Raw genomic sequence first — 15,373 nt, forward strand, 5'->3', positions numbered from 1 at the left:
TTTGATATCTCTGACGTAGTCCAACAATTTTCAATTCCGAAAATTAGCAAATTTTCGTTATTTATGCGCAAACCAAAACACAATCTTATCTTTTTCTTTCTTGTCAAGCCTGCAGAACGCAAACCTCTCAAACTGCACAATTGTGCCTTCACTAAGATCCTTTACTGATTTTTCTGCAAGGCCTTTTTTGATTGATCCATCATCCATGAGAATTTCTACATTGGCCAGCTCTTCCCCGGCAGGCAGCCAGTGCATTATCCTGTCACCTTTATCCTTGTATTTTTCGTATTCCAATGACTCAAAAACAAACTTGTCTTTTACCTTTTTAAAATTCAGGCAGTCCATCAGCCTGTAAAGCTTATTATCATTTAATTGCTTTAAATCACCGTTCGCAATATAAAATTTATTAAAAGCATCAAATTCCCTCACACCCCTTTCCTTGAAATCTGGATGCAGGTCAAGCTCGCAGACTTGTATCGGCGCTTTTTCTATCTTTATTTCTTTGGGATCTTCCACAAAAAAGTACCTGTTTGCTTCTTTTTCAATCAGCTTCCTATTTTCAGAATAAAGAATATCAACCGGCACAGTAATTTCAGTCTGCGTTAATCCGAAGCTTAAAATAAACTTTCTTATTGCTTCCGGCTTTATGCCCCTTCTTTTTAAAGACTGCAAACTCCATGTTCTGGGGTCATCCCACCCTTTATATTCTCCAGACAAAACTTCCTTGCTGGACTTTGATTTGCTTATCTTCACTCCCTCCAACCTCAATAATCCTGTATGTATCAGGACAGGATGCTGCCAGCCAAAAATGTCCCATATGAATTTTTCCATTTCGCTTTCCATCATTAATTCTTTTCCTCTTATGACGTGGGTTATGCCCAGAAGATGGTCATCTATGCCCCAGGATAATTCGAGCATTGGCCAGACTTTGTACTTCTTTCCAACTTTGGGATGCTCTCTTTCGCAGATTCTGAATAAAACCCTGTCCCTGAATGCGGGATTTGGATGCTGCATTGATGTCTTCAGCCTTAAAACCGCCTCTCCTTCTTTGTATTTTGTAAGCATGTTTTTCCATTCTTTAAGGGTTTCCTGCACAGATGATTTTCTGTGTTCGCAGTCTTTTTGATTTTCCCTGTTCTTCCTTAATTCTTCTGCTGCGCAAAGGCAGACATATGCTTTGTCCTTTTTAATCAATTCTTCTGCGTATTTGTAGTAAATAGCCAATCTGTCTGACTTGTAGATTATGCTCGGCTCAAACTCAACACCGAGCCATCTCAGTCCTTCAGGGATGAGGTCAAATGCTTCTTTAATCAATTGCTTTTCTTCCGAACCAATTGTGTCGTCAATGATCATCAGTAATTTTCCATCGTATTTCTTCACATACTCGTCATTAAGTATTGCCGGCCTTGCATTGCCGATGTGCAGCGGCCCGGACGGATAAGGGGCAAGGCGCATAACAACTTTGCCTGTTTCTGCTTTTTCAAGGTCATGCAGCCCTTTTTTCTCATGCTCTTTCTTTTCCAATAATTCAGGGGCAAGGACTTCAAGCTCTTCTCTTATTTTATCCAGGCTCATTTTGCTGATCTTTTTTATAGCCTCGGAAGCTTCCTTCGCTATTTCCTTTACTTTTGACTTAAATGTAGGGTGCTCTGCAAGAACTTTCCCAATTACAGCGCCCTGATTCGCTTTTCCATCAAATTTAAGGGCGTTTTGAAGCGCGTATTTGTAGACTGATTGCTTTATATCCATAGTGTTTTTGTTTTTATAGATGTATTTAAAGTTTGCTATAAAACTCTGCTCAGCTTGGAAAAATTATTAAATAACAGCTCATTACCGATATCAAAATGGATTCTGAAGCAGTTGGGGGAAGTGAAAAACCTGAAGTGCAGAAGAGCACAATAGAAAAAATACTGGAAAACTATCAAATTCTTGAGATTGATATGGGCGGGGATTCCAAACTGGAAGCAGGAGATCAATTTTTCGGCATAGCGCAGCCAATGGCTGAGGATGGAAAGTTAATTGCGCCTCTGGATGCAATATTGGCTCGAGAAAATTTAAGCGCAGACCTTAATAAAAAAGGCAAGACATATGGGATTTTTGAATTCATAAGCAGAGGAAAGATGGGATTTGTGGATTTAAAGAATTTGCCATCGAATATCTCTTTATTTGATTTTTGCAGATTCAGATTTGAAATCACAGCTATTTTAAAAGATCAAAAAATAAAAAATATCGGACACCTATTTTACGCCAGGATTTTGAGGGAAGAACTGAGCGGCGTTAAGCATACGCATTACAGAAAAGGAACTAAATTTTTAACAGAAGTGCCTGAAAAATTCAGAGAAATGTGGCTTCCTGCAAAAAAACCAGGAACAGATGATGTTTATTATATTTTGAGGGGCAATGATGAAATCGAGCGGAAAAGGGTTGAAAGAGGTGACGGCTTTAATGCAATATTAACCGAGTATAAGGGATCAGGCGAGCATGATTTTGAGATACAGCAATTCAGGGAATTTGGCTATATTGGATATGTAAAGCCTGAAGATATGAATCACAAGCTTGAGACGAAATTCAATTATAAAATGCTGCGCACCGGCCTTGTTTACAGATTTGCAGCTGTTCATGTTATGCTTCCGAGAGAAGAAGGGCTGCGTAAATTCTACTGCATTCCATTGCAGTTGGTAAAAGACAGGGAATCTGCTTATGTGATGTACGAGAGCGCTTAATAGCAAGCTGTTTTTTCGATAAATATTTATATTAAGGTTTTTTGAGTGTATATATGCCCTATGATGTTGTTCTTGGAAGAAGCGAGGAGGATAAAAAACACTTTGGCTTAAAGGGAACTGTATTTCTCGGAAAGCAGTATGTCAAGATGGGACAATTGACATCATTATCAAATCCCATTTATCTTGATGTTGCAAGGAGCCACATTGTTTTTGTATGCGGCAAACGCGGTGGCGGAAAGTCGTACACCATGGGCGTCATTGCAGAAGGCATATCTGACATGCCTCAGGAAGTAAGGCAGAATCTGAGCATAATAATGCTTGACACAATGGGAATTTACTGGACAATGAAATATCCTAATCAGCAGGATGAAGGGCTGCTTAAGGAATGGGGCATTGAAGCCAAAAGCCTGGATGTGCAGATTTTCACGCCAGTTGGCTTCTACAAAGAATACAAGGAAAAAGGCATTCCGACAGATGCGCCTTTTTCGATAAAGCCTTCTGAACTAAGCTCAGTTGACTGGTGCACTGTGTTTGAAATTAAAACAACAGATCCAATCGGCGTGATAATAGAGCGCAATATAAATTTGCTTGGAAAGGAAAAAGAGAACTATTCGCTGAAAGACATCATACAGAAGATAAAAGAAGACGATGAAAGTGACTTGAATGAGAGATACGCTGCAATGAACCGTTTTATGAATGCCGAAGAATGGGGATTGTTCAGCGAGGAAGGAACTCCTTTAAAGGATCTTGCAATTGCAGGCAGAGTCAGCATCTTGGATGTAAGCTGCTATGCAACAGTTCCAGGCAGCTGGAATATAAAATCATTGGTTATCGGCCTGGTTGCGCAGAATTTGTTTATACAGAGAATGACTTACAGAAGAGGCGAAGAGTACAAGTCAATACACAAAGCAATGCATTTGTTCAGCGAGGAAGAGGAAAAAGCAGAGATGCCGCTTGTGTGGCTTGTGATTGATGAAGCGCATGAATTTCTGCCGAATACAGGCAAAACAGTTGCAACTGACCCTCTTATTACAATATTGAGAGAAGGAAGGCAGCCCGGAATTTCATTGATTCTTGCTTCTCAGCAGCCCGGCAAGATTCATACAGATGTGATGACGCAGGCAGACATAATAATAAGCCACAGGGTAACTGCGAAGATTGATGTGGATGCCCTTGGAACATTGATGCAGAGCTATATGAGAGAAGGCCTTGATAAATTTCTTAATGACCTGCCCAGAGTGCAGGGATCCGCCATTGTTGTTGATGACAGCAATGAAAGGATCTACCCGATGAAGATAAGGCCAAGGTTCACATGGCATGGCGGATCTGCACCTCAGGCTATAAAGGAAGAGAAGAAGATATTCTGATGCATATCTGAAGAGTTCTAAAACCGAAAGGCTTAAATATAATTAACACTACTCCAAAGTAAATAAAGTCATATTTTTGCATAAAAAGTGATGGGGAAAAATGGAATCCATATTACAGAAAGACGATGAAAAGCCAGATGGTTTAACGAAAATCATTGATGATCCTGAAAGCCGAAAGTACGAGCTGAAACTCAGAGACGGATTTATAAAGCCATTTGCAAGGGGAATTATCTCTCCTGCTGCAATGATACTGTATTCTGTTTTTGCTATGAGCGAGACATTGTTTTTAGCAGGAGCAGAGCATGCTAAGCAGTATAATTTCCCTGTTGAGGCCAAGCAGTTCCTGATAAGCTCAGCTGTTGCAGGAGTTACAACACTGGTTGCTTTTACTTACTTTTACGGCAAATACCTTCTGGAAGGAGAGCGCCAGGGAAAAGTCATGCCTTTTCAGAGGTCTCCTGTTGAGATTATTGTTACTTATTTACTAAATTCAACACGCGTTCGAGATCAAGACTAGAAGAACGGTCCCACATCGGTATGTTCTTATATTTACTGATGGTTGTGTTTGATAATGGGCTGTTGGCTGTTACGCGATAAAGATAAGAACGTCCATTAGGCAATGTAATAATTGAGCTGTCTTGACTGTCTATGGATGTTTCATCAGACATGAACACATTATACCCTCTCTTAATTGCGCCTTTAGCAGTATCTGAAACACAAATTTCCATGATTGCCCCTACAACAATTATGTTTTTGTGCCCATGTTGCTGAAGAAGAGTTTCTAAGTCTGTATTGATGAAAGTATCGCCCTCTTTCCCCTTTTTCAGAAAGGCATTGCCAGGATATTTTTCTAATTTACTCCTGTAAGGCTCATTAGTCACATAATATGGCGGCGATTCTACAGTAACCACGGGCATATTTTTTTCAATTGTTTTATTGATAATATAACCGATCCTTACTGTATCTTCCAATTGCTCAGGCGCCTTGAAATCAACAATAACAAGAGTGTAACCTTCAGTGTTTTCAGGAGCCGTGTAAGATGGTTTTACCTGTGTGATTTCTTCTCCGCTGCAGACAGCTGCAGCTAAAAACAAGAGCGCTGGCGCTATTATGCGGCTGGCTGCCCTTCTGGCATGTCTCAATCCCCCAACTAGTTTCATCATATATTCTGAACAGAAGAATACGCCTTGATTTAAATTATTTATGGTCTTTTAGTCCCTCTTATTTAACTAATTTATTAATTTCTTTCATCACCAAATCTGCCAGCTCTCTTCTGGGGTTGGAATTGCTTTGGATCAAAAAATCCCTTACATTTATCGGATTTCCAAAATTAACATAAACATCGCTTTTTATGCCAAAAGCCCCCTTCACCATCCCAACAGCAAATGCGCCTATGTCTGCTCCATAATATAAAATCTTACTCAGGCTTTTGTTTTTTATTTCCCTTGATTTTTTCAACAATTGAAAAAAAGCCTTCTCCTGCACGAAATCGTACTTTATGCCTACAGGGACTATGTTTATCGGCTCTTCAAGCCCATCCTGCGCGTCAAGTATCGATCTTATGAAAATCATCTGCCCGCCGCCGATCTTGCCCATTTCGCCATTATAAGATCTTCCTCCTTCTGGGAAAAGCAGGATGTCTTCGCCTTTAAGAATAAGATCATTTTTTACATAATCGTAGAGCTCTTCTAAATCCCTTAGCTTATCTTTTCTTGTTTTGAAGTCATCATTGGTTCTTTTTATCGGGAATGCTTTCAGTTTCTTTATATAATTTCCAAGCGGCCAAACAAACATGTTGTTGCCTGCTCCTATTGCAGGTGGCTTAAACTTATTTCGGTAAAGAATTGAAGCAATGATTGAATAATCCAGGTGGCTCCTGTGATTTGACATGTAGATCTTTGCAGAATCTTTCATGCTTTTGATATTTTCAAGCCCGCTTATTTTGAATTCTTTTATATAACAATTTATGAGCCGCCTTACTTTGCCTTCCTGCCTGGCATAAAAAGAGGCATCATACTGGCGGGCTATTTCAGATAAATCGCTTTTATTGCCTGGCATTAAAAACAGAAGAATAAAGGCCGATTTAAAATTTTTTCTATTTGCAGTTACTTTACCCTGTCCATCTTCAATTCTGCTTCGCTCGGGCCGTAAGTCATTGATATGATCGAAGCAATGAACAGCAGTATGAAGAACAGCAGGAATGTGAAGCTGAACGATTCTCCGATTGCATTTGCAATTGCCTCATAATAGAACACAACAACGAAAAACCCTATTATGCTTGCTGCCATGAAGCTGCCTGATAACGGAGCTATAGGCCTTTGGATCCATGATTTCTCTTCAACCATAAAATCACCTCTTTATTTGGCTGTTTTTAGTTTTTAAGTATTTATATCTTTTGTTTTGTGAAGGATTTAAATTTTTGATAACGCTGAAAGAACCAATGCAGCACAATGGTCTGCTCCCATATAAGATTTATAGTCTACCTTAGAGCCTGTTTTTTTGCCTCTTTCAATAAGCGCGTAAGCTAGTTCTTTTCCATATTTGAATGGTATCAATAAATCTTTTGTTCCGAGTCTTATAGAAATTTCATCTGCTACAATTCCGTCAATATAATGTATAGGGCTGAATATAGATAGTCTCTTTTCATATTCTTCTGAAGAGCTGCATCCAGATTGTTTTGCTGTATCTCTTGTTAAAATACCATACCATGCGGATATCCCGAGCCTGCCTCCTCCGACAATAGAAACTAATTTTTCGATTTTTGAATTAATGCTTCCAGCAGCCCTGATAGATAGAACATTGCCAAGACTTACGCCAAACATACTTAAAGAATATCCTTTTGCTAATTCTTCATTCATTCTTCTGATTGCATCATTATATATTTCCTGTAATCTATCTACTGTTTCTTCTGGGTTTGGCTTAATAAGATTTAATGAGGATAATGCATAAACAAAAACCTTTCCTTCTTTTGGAATAATCCCTTTTCTTAGTAGAGGCATTTCAGAAACACTGCGAGGCACAAAACAAAACCAGCTAATTTCTTTTCCATTATGATGAACAATTTCTGGCCCCCAATTCAGTTCTGGCTCTACATAACCCTTACGGAGTTTTCTTGATGCATACATCCAATCTGCAATACCAAACATAAAAAGAAGAGTCTCTGTTCTATTTATAAGTTTTTTGATGCTCTTTGAGAGCATTCATATGCAGAATTTATTCAAACTTAACAAACTTCAAACTATTAACCTGCTTTCTCGCTTTCTCGAGTTTTTTATTGAAATCATCCATAAATACAGTCATCTTCTCGCATGCGATCTCTTTTATCTCGCCGCTCAGCATTTTTCCTGACTTATAGTCATCATGGATCTTTTTGAGTTCTTTATCATCTTCAACCAGATGATATTTCAATAACTCGAAAACCATGTCTTTCTCAATAACAGCCCCAAGCCTTCTCTGTTCTTCCAATGTATCCCTGCCGCCAGTCAGTGCTTTTTTTATTTTTCTGCATGCTGAATTCACATCTTCAGGCAATTCTATCATGCTGTCTGGATTGGATTTTGACATTTTAAGCGAGCCGTCTAATGCGGGCATGAATTTATGGTACAATGAAGATGGCGCAAAGAATTTCTTTTCCTTTACTCTGGCTACAATATCCCGCGTTAATCTTATGTGAGGATCCTGGTCAATTCCAACCGGAATTATGCCGGGCATTCTTTCCTTTATTTGCGGATAAAGAATATCGCCGACCTGCGTAACAGCAGACATTATCCTCCCCGGGTCTGCATTCCCATATATTGCTGTAAATTCATTCAATGTAATCTTTTTTGCAAATTCATAAGCCAGATGAACAACATCCTTGTTTTCTGACTGAAAATAAAATATTGTTTTTTTCGGGTCTAAGCCCAGAGCAATGTAAGCCGGAATATGGAAATTCAAAGCTCTTTTTTTAGCTTCTTCCAAAGGAACGCCTCTTGCAGCAGCTGATTCCAAATCTGCAACTAAAATAAATGTTTTTGCTCCGTGATCCTGGAAATACTTGATGTTTTCGACAACCATCTTTGTTCCCAGGTGGATCTTCTCAGCTGTGGGCATTATGCCTGACAGCACATAGAATGGCTTTTTTTCCTTTATGCATTTGGAAATAATGTTCAGATCTCTGCCTGCGAAAACTATGCCCCTCCTCATCAGCCTGTTCGGAGCCGGGAATAGGTCTGGATCAAAAGGCTCCAGTCCGAAGTCTTTAACGATCTTCGAATAGTCCTCAGGGAGTTCGCTTCCATAGACGTCTATGATTTTTGACATATCAATCACCTTGTTGTTTTGTTATTTAAAGGTTTTGGATTTTCGTTGTTTAAACTTTTTCTTGAGGTTCGCATAAATAATCTGTAAGGCATTTATCTCTTTTTCCGCTACATAATTCTCTGTCAATATGAACTCTGTATTTAGTTAATTTTCCTATTGGCTGTTGCATTAAAAAGGGGCATCCATAAACAGCATTATCCGGAGATACAACAAAAAAGCTGTTGCCTGCCGGGCAATAAGAATTGGCTTTTGCCAACTCCTCACCATTCGTTCCTTTTTTAGGCCCAAAATTTCCATGAAGCCTTATCTCAATTGCATCTTTATCATACATTTCTCGTGCAGAATCAATAAGGCCAAAAAACGTTCTTCTTTCGTTTTCTGAAATAGCTGATGAAGAAAAGTCTTCTATTGCTTTGCCTGATTTTATATATCTGATGAATTTAATGCTATCTGCCCCTAATTCATGCGATCTTTTGCATGCATCTGGAACGCACCTGTAATTTTTTTGGCTTATTGTTGTGGATATTTGAACCTTAAAGCCCCTTCTTTTTGCTTCGTGAACAGCCTTAGCAACAATTTCCTCTGGAACACTCTTAAGATTTTCCTGAATGCCAAAATGCAGGCTCATCTTTACTTCTTCGATTCCGTGTTCGTGCAATTCATCGAATATTTGCGGATTTTTATGAAGTAAAATTCCGTTCGTAAGGATATATTTTTGGCCTGCTTTTTCATAGGCTGCTAAATAGCTTAAATTTAAGAGAGGCTCACTTCCGGCAATAATTACCTGAAAACCTTGCATAGTTAGTTCTTCGACTAATTTTACAGTTTCTTTTGGTTTTCTATGCCCTTTATAGGAAATATGGCAATGTTTGCATTTATTTCCAATATTGCATTCGGAATTGGCCATTATTACGATCTCTTTAGGCATTTTTCACCTCCTAAATATTTCAAGACATTTTTAATTAATTTTAGTCCATCGCTATCTGAAAGAACAGACTCCGGGTGGAATTGCACTCCCTCAATTGGATATTGCCTGTGGCGCACTCCCATTACAACAGCATTAAGCTTTACCAAATCCTCTAATTCTATTGAAATTCCTTCCTCTTTCAATTTTTTCTCCAATTCTTTTGGAATCATACACGCTGAAATCTCTAACTGCTTTGGAATTTCATTTGCATATATCCCGAGCGAGTGGTATCTTGCAAACATTGCCGGATTTGCTACTTGCTCAAAGATTGTTTTTCCATCATGCCGCATTGATGCAGAAACTCCATGTGCCGGCTCATTTAATGGGTGCACACTTTCTTTAAAGTAATCAATAATGCATTGATGCCCAAGACATATTCCAAATAAAGGCACATCTTTATGATATTTCCTGATTATCTCAAGATAATTGCCTGCTTCTTTGGGGCTGTTTGGCCCCGGGCCTAAAACAATCAGATCTTTCTTTTGGCCAGCTATTGCTGACATTGTTGAGTCGCTTTTCAGCATAGCTACATCTGCTCCTGCATTTGCAAAATATGCTGCAATAATGTTTGCAAAAGAGTCGTAATTGTCGATAAAAAGTATTTTTGTCATTTTCTTTTACCTCCAAGAACTGCTATGCCTTTCTCTGATTTCTTTTTAATTTCATCTATCTCATTCTGCGGATTAGAAAGCAGCACTATGCCTCCTCCAGTCCGCACATAAGACGAGCCAGTTATGACATGAATGCTCCTGATGGTTATGCCCGTATTGCAATTTCCGTTAAAACACAGATACCCAACAGCACCGCCATAATAATTTCTTCTTGAATGCTCCAGTTCTTCGATCATTTTCATTGCTTCTTTTTTTGGAGCCCCGGATAATGTTCCTGCGGGCAGCGTTGTCAAAAGCGCATCAATAGAATCAACACCGGGTCTTAACTGCCCTGTAACTCCGCTTACCAGATGATACAAGTTAGGGTAAGTTTCTATTGTTCCAAAATCAGTAACTGCAACTGTGTTATGCAATGCCAATCTGTAGATGTCGTTCCTGGCTAAATCAACCAGCATGCTATGCTCAGCTAATTCCTTGGGGTCAGTTATTAGTTTTTGCCTTGCATGGAAATCTTCTAAAGCATTTGCGCCTCTTTTGATTGTTCCTGCTATCGGCCTTATTTCAATTTTAGCGCCATCTACTTTTATGTGAAGCTCAGGAGAAGCCCCATATAAATATTCGTCATCTGCAAAATCGAAGAAGTAACAGTATGGCGATGGGTTTATAATGCGCAGCTCTGCATAAGACTCCAAAGGATGCCTTTGCAAGGACACGCCATAACTGCGCGAGATAACGCACTGCATAAGACGGCCGTTTTTTATCTCATCAACTATTATTTTAACCAAGTCGCCGTACTCATTGAAGCTCATATCTTCATATTCAACAAAAGGCAGCGGCTTAAAATCCATAATTGCAGCGCTAAATAATCTGTCTTTCTTGCCATCGATTTCTAGCTGAAAATGTTCTGCTGACTCTTTCTTGCCATCAAAATGTAGTATATTTGAAGGCAGGAATAGCTTGAAGTCATCACTTCCTCCTTTTGAGAACCTATCCCCAAAATTCTCAAAATTTCTTGCGAAATCGTATGTGAAAGCCCCATACAGCCCTGCAAATCCATATTGGATGTCTTTGAACTTTGAAAGCACAGTTCTGATTGCGTAGCTGATATTTGGCTGCCTGATTCTTTCGAATTCCGTCAAGTTTGGATCAAATGTCCTCTCCACTATTCCTTCAATACTGTTTTCTGTTATTTTTACGTTGGCTGCATATGGGAAGTCTTCTTTGCTGAAATAACGCAACATGGCTCTGCCCACTTCACTCAATGCTTCTATCTTGAAGTGCTCGTTTTTGCCTGACAGCTTCAATGCCTGCGTTGCCGCAACAAGGTTATTCCTTGCATATGCAGGATTTCCTGATCTCGATTCCATCAACAAAGATGGATGTCTGCCTGTATTCACAACTCTTTTATAGACCTCAAAAGGGTCCTCGTATTTTAACGGTAAAATATTTTCTTTGATTTTCATTTTCTTTTCCTCCATTAATTTTATATGGGGACGTTGGGATTTGAACCCAAATTTACCGGTCTGGAGCCGGCAGTGATAGCCAAGTTATACTACGTCCCCAAGAAGCAAACTCGGCGTGAAATGCAGAAAATTAGCGCCAATGCAAAATTAAAAAGACAGCGATACAAGAAGAAATAATTTTGTTTATAGTTATATCTAAGAAAAAGTCCTTAACTCCACCGACAATCACTCTTATAAGTCATATGAATTGGGAATATGAGCTACTATTTAAATATTTCTTTTACAACCGCCAACGAGTTCTCTTTTTTCTTCGGGAACACTGCAAGGCTGATTCTTATATGGTAGCAGTTTCCAGAATCTGTTATGCAGAATTCATCATTAAACAGCTTTTCTTTGTCCAGCCTTATGAAAAAGTTCAGATCATCATCAGTTCTTGGCTCTGCCTGCTGTATTAAAAGCTCTTTCTGATCTTGCGTTAATTTGGAATTCAGAAATTCCAGAAATCCGTTAATGTGCCTGTCTTTGGTTAATGTTATTTCAAATATTTTTATTGTTTTATCATTAAAGCCAGAAGCATTCTGCTTGTTCAATGCTATTTTTTCTTCTTCAAGGTTAAAAGGGACTAAAGAGATAAGTTTGTTTAAGATCTTCTCAGAGTCTTCTTCTTTTGCGAATACGCTTATTTTGACTGAGTTTGCGAGTTTCATCAATATTGAAAAACAGCATATATTTAAATAACTTTACACTTTTCACAGCTTATGAAGCACAATTTAAAAATAACATTATTGCTTGTCTTGTTTTTCTTCCTTGCTCAGATCATTGGCCTGGCAATTATGAATCAGTATGTTCATGTCCAGCAGACAAGCTACTTTAATGAAACATTGAACGAAACTGTAATCATAAAAAACATAACTTTGAAAGAGCTACCGGCAGGCATTGAAAGGCCTGAGATTGAGCCGAATGTATCTATTATTTACATAGGCTCAGCAATCCTGGTTGGAACGATTATCCTGCTTGTACTGATAAAATTCAAAAAGACAAACTTGTGGAAGCTGTGGTTTTTCTTCTCTGTACTGCTGACATTGACAGTTGCATTTACAGCTTTCATGGATGCCTGGCTGGCATTCTTATTAAGCCTTGTTTTGTCAATATTCAAGGTTTACAGGCCAAATATTTACATCCATAACCTGACAGAGCTTTTCATCTACGGCGGAATAGCCGCAATATTTGTTCCGATAATGAATCTTTTTGCTGTTTTCATTCTGCTGATCCTCATCTCGCTTTATGACATGTTTGCAGTCTGGCAGAGCAAGCACATGATAACAATGGCAAATTTCCAGACAGAGTCAAAATTGTTTGCAGGACTGTCTATTCCTTATAACAGGATAAAAGAAGCTAAAAAAACCGAAAATATAAAAGGCGAAGCTAAGAAGCTGAAGATGGCAATTCTTGGTGGAGGCGATATTGCATTCCCATTATTGTTCGCAGGTGTTTTATTGCAAAACTTTTCTTTTTTAAAGGTCTTAATAATCCCGGTTGTTGTGTCAATAGCGTTATTCCTGCTTTTTGTATTTGCGAAGAAAGACAGATTTTATCCTGCAATGCCGTTCTTAACAGCAGGCTGCTTATTAGGATATTTTATAATTTGGTTAATATAAATTCAATGTTTTCTGCCTGTTTGTCGCAGAATAAGAAACAGGATCAACAGACAATCCGTCAGTCGCTGCTATGACCTGAACATTGGTCTTTCTCTGCAGCTCCCTTGCCTCGTACATTGGATCAGCCTTGATCATCTTTGCGCCAAAGTGCGTTATTATGACTAATTTTGGCATGACTTTTTCCACAATCTTTACAGCGCCGTCTATGCTTAGCCTTCCAGGCTCTTCCACTCCTGAAGGATTTTGGACATTGATTATGAGCACATTGGAGCCTTTGCACTGCTCTATGATGTCTTTTGAGAATTCTGTATCTGAAATATAAGACAAAACAAATTTTCGGGTGAAGAATTTATAGCCAAGAGCTTCAGGGTCAGAATGCTTCAGCCTTATCGGCTTTATTTCAATGTCCTCTATTGCAACTTTCGTTTCCCTCTCCAATACGATAAATCTTTCAAGGCAGCTCTTATGAAACTCAGTAAGTGGGGTTGTTATTCCTTCTGCGCCATTGATCAGCGTTTTATTGCAGACCAGGACTCCTTTTTTGTCCAATCCCGAATATGTCATTGCAGATATCACTGCATTTATGTCATTGCAATGGTTAATATGAGCATGAGAAACAAGCACAGCAGTATTGTCCCTTACATTGATGCCGTACTGCGCTGCTGCCAGTAATGTTCCTGGCCCAGGATCAATATGGAACTGAAAATCCTCCAATTGAAGAATTATGCCGCCAGATCCCCTGATCTGCTTTCCATATACCAAGCTTTCGCCTGCTGTTCCAAGGAATATTATGTTGTATGGCATTATGACCCCAAATAGAGCTAATAGGCAATAAGTTTATTAATTTTTCTATTATACTCATCTTATGATCAGGAACAGCTTCATCTTTCTTCCAAAAATAAGCAGCCAAAAAGAGGCCTCATTGTGGAAAGCTGGCATTAAAACATGGGATGACTTCCTGAATGCAAAAAGGGTTCCGGGCATTGCAGGCTATAAAAAAGTTTATTTTGACAGGCAGCTTTTGAAAGCAAAGGCAAACCTTTACAGCCTTAATTCAGTGTTTTTTGATGAAGTGCTGCCGAGAACAGAGCATTGGCGGCTTTATGAGTTCTTTAAGGATGAAACATGCTTTCTTGACATCGAAACAACTGGTCTGAGCAATTACTCACATTTAACTTTGATCGGGCTGTATGATGGAATTAACACAAAAACCATGATAAATGGCATAAACCTTGATGTTAATGCATTGAAAGAGGAATTTAAAAAATACAAATTGATTGTAACCTTTAATGGGGCAACTTTTGATCTTCCATTCATAAAAAAAAGATTTCCGGGCTTAGTCCCCGCTATCCCTCACTTTGATCTTAGGCACGCATGCAGCAAGATAGGCCTGAAAGGCGGCTTAAAGGAAATTGAAAAACAGCTCGGAATAAAGAGAAAGAATCCTATTGTTGAGAAGTTTTATGGCGGCGATGCTGCTATGCTGTGGAGGATGTTCAAGGCAACTGGAGACGAATATTATTTAAACCTATTAGTAGAGTACAACGAAGAAGACATAATAAATTTAAAGGCAATAGCAGATCATACATACAAGAGGCTGAAGGAAAAATGCATGGAAAGTATAAATTTATGATTAAAAAGGGCATTTTTATTTTTTTGATATTGTCTTTTCCTATTTTACTAATGTTGTCTGTAACAATTTATACAATAAATGACAAAAAGTTTATTTTGAATGAATTTGAAAAATACAATATAAACGTCGAGAACAAAGAGAAGATTGTCGGCCAGATTCTTGATTATTTCAAAAATGATAAAAGGGACCTGGATGTCTATGGCTTTGGCCTGAAAGAAATATCGCACATGAGGGATGTTAAATTAGTCATTTTAAAAACAAGGTATTTCTTTTATGTTTTACTGGCGATTAATATTTTACTGCTGTTTTTAAGTTATCTGTATTATGCAGAATACAAAAAGGAGAAAACAAAAATTATCTTTAAAAGATTTTTGAACTATCTTTTTTACGGAAGCCTTTCAACAATGGCTTTGATCTTGCTTTTATTTTTATCCTCTTTCATTAATTTTGAATTTTTATTTTCATTGTTCCACAAAACCTTTTTTCCGCAGGGCAATTACGCCTTTGCATCAGGGCTTTTGATAACATTGTTCCCTGAAGAATTCTGGATCGATGCATTGGTCAGAATCTGCACAATCAGCTTTATTATTTCTTTGGCTGTTTTTTTAGCGGTGTTTTTATTAAAAATCTTAAAATTTAAAAAATAAAA

General features: G+C 38.4%; 17 protein-coding genes and 1 tRNA gene. 6 read left to right on the plus strand and 12 right to left on the minus strand.

Translation table 11 applies throughout. The annotated features are described in order from the left end of the window. Window positions 1-57: 57 nt before the first annotated feature. Complete coding sequence (locus Q7J54_06825) at window positions 58-1,749, minus strand: glutamate--tRNA ligase (protein ID MDO8741256.1); 1,692 nt, start codon at window positions 1,747-1,749, stop codon at window positions 58-60. 95 nt (window positions 1,750-1,844) lie between these two features. Between Q7J54_06825 and Q7J54_06830 the strand changes: the two genes are divergently transcribed. The 3 genes from Q7J54_06830 to Q7J54_06840 all read left to right on the plus strand — a co-directional run bounded on the left by Q7J54_06830 (window position 1,845) and on the right by Q7J54_06840 (window position 4,607). Continuing rightward, window positions 1,845-2,723, plus strand: coding sequence for a hypothetical protein (locus Q7J54_06830; GenBank protein MDO8741257.1), 879 nt, complete (start codon window positions 1,845-1,847; stop codon window positions 2,721-2,723). Window positions 2,724-2,776: 53 nt separating this feature from the next. Beyond that, window positions 2,777-4,090, plus strand: a complete 1,314-nt coding sequence (locus tag Q7J54_06835) for a DUF87 domain-containing protein (GenBank protein MDO8741258.1) — start codon at window positions 2,777-2,779, stop codon at window positions 4,088-4,090. 100 nt (window positions 4,091-4,190) lie between these two features. Continuing rightward, entirely contained in the window at window positions 4,191-4,607 is a 417-nt protein-coding gene (locus tag Q7J54_06840; protein ID MDO8741259.1) for a hypothetical protein, read from the plus strand. On the opposite strand, the gene Q7J54_06845 is transcribed toward Q7J54_06840, so the two are convergent. From Q7J54_06845 to Q7J54_06890, 10 genes are all read right to left on the minus strand, one after another. Further along, the gene (locus Q7J54_06845) at window positions 4,564-5,253 is read right to left on the minus strand and encodes an isochorismatase family protein (protein MDO8741260.1); all 690 of its coding nucleotides are present in this window, start codon (window positions 5,251-5,253) and stop codon (window positions 4,564-4,566) included. The two genes, Q7J54_06840 and Q7J54_06845, sit on opposite strands and share 44 nt — an antisense overlap. A 58-nt stretch (window positions 5,254-5,311) precedes the next feature. Next, a complete protein-coding gene (locus Q7J54_06850) occupies window positions 5,312-6,148 on the minus strand; it encodes a 1-acyl-sn-glycerol-3-phosphate acyltransferase (GenBank protein ID MDO8741261.1) in 837 nt (278 codons plus the stop codon). 47 nt (window positions 6,149-6,195) lie between these two features. Beyond that, a complete protein-coding gene (locus tag Q7J54_06855) occupies window positions 6,196-6,435 on the minus strand; it encodes a hypothetical protein (GenBank protein ID MDO8741262.1) in 240 nt (79 codons plus the stop codon). 66 nt (window positions 6,436-6,501) lie between these two features. After that, entirely contained in the window at window positions 6,502-7,236 is a 735-nt protein-coding gene (locus tag Q7J54_06860; GenBank protein ID MDO8741263.1) for a hypothetical protein, read from the minus strand. A 67-nt stretch (window positions 7,237-7,303) separates the two neighbouring features. Further along, a complete protein-coding gene (gene trpS / locus Q7J54_06865) occupies window positions 7,304-8,392 on the minus strand; it encodes a tryptophan--tRNA ligase (GenBank protein MDO8741264.1) in 1,089 nt (362 codons plus the stop codon). A 49-nt stretch (window positions 8,393-8,441) separates the two neighbouring features. Continuing rightward, window positions 8,442-9,320: a radical SAM protein gene (locus Q7J54_06870; protein ID MDO8741265.1), complete on the minus strand. Its 879-nt coding sequence runs from the start codon at window positions 9,318-9,320 to the stop codon at window positions 8,442-8,444. After that, window positions 9,302-9,970, minus strand: a complete 669-nt coding sequence (locus tag Q7J54_06875; protein MDO8741266.1) for an aminodeoxychorismate/anthranilate synthase component II — start codon at window positions 9,968-9,970, stop codon at window positions 9,302-9,304. Before Q7J54_06875 ends, Q7J54_06870 begins: the two co-directional genes overlap by 19 nt. Further along, the gene (locus Q7J54_06880; protein ID MDO8741267.1) at window positions 9,967-11,433 is read right to left on the minus strand and encodes an anthranilate synthase component I family protein; all 1,467 of its coding nucleotides are present in this window, start codon (window positions 11,431-11,433) and stop codon (window positions 9,967-9,969) included. The genes Q7J54_06875 and Q7J54_06880 overlap by 4 nt, the downstream gene beginning before the upstream one ends. A gap of 25 nt (window positions 11,434-11,458) precedes the next feature. Further along, a tRNA-Trp gene (locus tag Q7J54_06885) sits at window positions 11,459-11,532 on the minus strand. A 164-nt stretch (window positions 11,533-11,696) separates the two neighbouring features. Next, window positions 11,697-12,140 (minus strand): RNA-binding domain-containing protein, encoded by a 444-nt coding sequence (locus Q7J54_06890; GenBank protein MDO8741268.1) that lies wholly within the window; start codon window positions 12,138-12,140, stop codon window positions 11,697-11,699. Window positions 12,141-12,191: 51 nt separating this feature from the next. Here Q7J54_06890 and Q7J54_06895 point away from each other — a divergent pair, with 51 nt between their 5' ends. Further along, entirely contained in the window at window positions 12,192-13,091 is a 900-nt protein-coding gene (locus Q7J54_06895; protein ID MDO8741269.1) for a presenilin family intramembrane aspartyl protease, read from the plus strand. On the opposite strand, the gene Q7J54_06900 is transcribed toward Q7J54_06895, so the two are convergent. Continuing rightward, window positions 13,083-13,895, minus strand: a complete 813-nt coding sequence (locus Q7J54_06900; protein ID MDO8741270.1) for an MBL fold metallo-hydrolase — start codon at window positions 13,893-13,895, stop codon at window positions 13,083-13,085. The two genes, Q7J54_06895 and Q7J54_06900, sit on opposite strands and share 9 nt — an antisense overlap. Window positions 13,896-13,956: 61 nt before the next feature. Here Q7J54_06900 and Q7J54_06905 point away from each other — a divergent pair, with 61 nt between their 5' ends. Next, window positions 13,957-14,724, plus strand: a complete 768-nt coding sequence (locus Q7J54_06905) for a ribonuclease H-like domain-containing protein (GenBank protein ID MDO8741271.1) — start codon at window positions 13,957-13,959, stop codon at window positions 14,722-14,724. After that, window positions 14,721-15,371, plus strand: coding sequence for a DUF1461 domain-containing protein (locus tag Q7J54_06910; protein MDO8741272.1), 651 nt, complete (start codon window positions 14,721-14,723; stop codon window positions 15,369-15,371). The genes Q7J54_06905 and Q7J54_06910 overlap by 4 nt, the downstream gene beginning before the upstream one ends. Window positions 15,372-15,373 lie beyond the last annotated feature (2 nt).

This window comes from Candidatus Woesearchaeota archaeon (assembly GCA_030651135.1).
Classification (GTDB): Archaea; Nanobdellota; Nanobdellia; order Woesearchaeales; family JACPBO01; genus JACPBO01.

What these genes read in the sequence shown, in the direction of transcription:
- Q7J54_06900 (MDO8741270.1), bottom strand. Translation starts at nt 13,895, where the DNA reads ATGCCATACAACATAATATTCCTTGGAACAGCAGGCGAAAGCTTGGTA.
- Q7J54_06825 (MDO8741256.1), bottom strand. Translation starts at nt 1,749, where the DNA reads ATGGATATAAAGCAATCAGTCTACAAATACGCGCTTCAAAACGCCCTT.
- Q7J54_06835 (MDO8741258.1), top strand. Translation starts at nt 2,777, where the DNA reads ATGCCCTATGATGTTGTTCTTGGAAGAAGCGAGGAGGATAAAAAACAC.
- Q7J54_06905 (MDO8741271.1), top strand. Translation starts at nt 13,957, where the DNA reads ATGATCAGGAACAGCTTCATCTTTCTTCCAAAAATAAGCAGCCAAAAA.
- Q7J54_06870 (MDO8741265.1), bottom strand. Translation starts at nt 9,320, where the DNA reads ATGCCTAAAGAGATCGTAATAATGGCCAATTCCGAATGCAATATTGGA.
- Q7J54_06830 (MDO8741257.1), top strand. Translation starts at nt 1,845, where the DNA reads ATGGATTCTGAAGCAGTTGGGGGAAGTGAAAAACCTGAAGTGCAGAAG.
- Q7J54_06880 (MDO8741267.1), bottom strand. Translation starts at nt 11,433, where the DNA reads ATGAAAATCAAAGAAAATATTTTACCGTTAAAATACGAGGACCCTTTT.
- Q7J54_06910 (MDO8741272.1), top strand. Translation starts at nt 14,721, where the DNA reads ATGATTAAAAAGGGCATTTTTATTTTTTTGATATTGTCTTTTCCTATT.
- Q7J54_06895 (MDO8741269.1), top strand. Translation starts at nt 12,192, where the DNA reads ATGAAGCACAATTTAAAAATAACATTATTGCTTGTCTTGTTTTTCTTC.
- Q7J54_06845 (MDO8741260.1), bottom strand. Translation starts at nt 5,253, where the DNA reads ATGATGAAACTAGTTGGGGGATTGAGACATGCCAGAAGGGCAGCCAGC.
- Q7J54_06840 (MDO8741259.1), top strand. Translation starts at nt 4,191, where the DNA reads ATGGAATCCATATTACAGAAAGACGATGAAAAGCCAGATGGTTTAACG.
- trpS (MDO8741264.1), bottom strand. Translation starts at nt 8,392, where the DNA reads ATGTCAAAAATCATAGACGTCTATGGAAGCGAACTCCCTGAGGACTAT.
- Q7J54_06855 (MDO8741262.1), bottom strand. Translation starts at nt 6,435, where the DNA reads ATGGTTGAAGAGAAATCATGGATCCAAAGGCCTATAGCTCCGTTATCA.
- Q7J54_06875 (MDO8741266.1), bottom strand. Translation starts at nt 9,970, where the DNA reads ATGACAAAAATACTTTTTATCGACAATTACGACTCTTTTGCAAACATT.
- Q7J54_06860 (MDO8741263.1), bottom strand. Translation starts at nt 7,236, where the DNA reads ATGTTTGGTATTGCAGATTGGATGTATGCATCAAGAAAACTCCGTAAG.
- Q7J54_06850 (MDO8741261.1), bottom strand. Translation starts at nt 6,148, where the DNA reads ATGCCAGGCAATAAAAGCGATTTATCTGAAATAGCCCGCCAGTATGAT.
- Q7J54_06890 (MDO8741268.1), bottom strand. Translation starts at nt 12,140, where the DNA reads ATGAAACTCGCAAACTCAGTCAAAATAAGCGTATTCGCAAAAGAAGAA.